This is a genomic window from Bartonella sp. AA2SXKL (assembly GCF_042197205.1).
Lineage (GTDB): Bacteria > Pseudomonadota > Alphaproteobacteria > Rhizobiales > Rhizobiaceae > Bartonella.
Genome location: NZ_JBHIRN010000160.1, coordinates 1 through 692 on the forward strand (window position 1 = coordinate 1; position 692 = coordinate 692).

Here is a 692-nt window from a genome sequence, read left to right on the forward strand (position 1 = left end):
ATACCGCAAGCCTGGCATTTGTGCTTCTGGTTCTAAAGCAGCCGGCACAGACAAAACCAATCGTGCCACAAGACCAAAAGGAGCCATTGTGTATCGACTCACAAAACGCAAGAATGCAATCATCTCTGTCTTTAATGGTGGGCAGTCAAAAACATGGAGGAGAACACGGAGTTTGTCATGCGCCACCGGTGCAGAACTTTGCCTATCTTTTGCCGTCTGCTCTCCAATGCCAACGACAAAACCACAAACTTGTCGCCCCATCACTGGAACACGAACAAAAGAACCAACTTCACACTCCATAGAAGAAGGAACTTCATAACTATAAGCATGCGCAACAGGAAGAGGCACCAAGACCGAAACAATCTTTTTCTCTCTCTCACCCTCTGTCATATTCGACTTCATCTTTTATACCAACTCTTCCTAGTCCCCTTCTATATCAGCTCTGTCCTTGCACTTCTATTTTTGAAAAATCATCCGTTGTGCCCCCCTCTTTTGCATAGCTTATCATACGCCCCGTCAACAACGCCCCAGCAAAACACCTTGGCAATCTTGTACATTTTTAACACACCCCCCTTCAACACAACTTTATCAAAACAAAATATGCAACTTTTCTCCTCCATTAAGAGATGCCCCTAATAATCCCACACATGTAATCCAATGATAAAACAAGATGTGATCTTTAAACGTATGCA

1 pseudogene is annotated in these 692 nt (G+C 43.8%); it reads right to left on the reverse strand.

Annotated elements, in window-relative coordinates:
* Positions 1-390, reverse strand: a pseudogene (locus tag ACFINS_RS10420) (primosomal protein N'); the annotation flags it as partial.
* Positions 391-692: the final 302 nt, after the last annotated feature.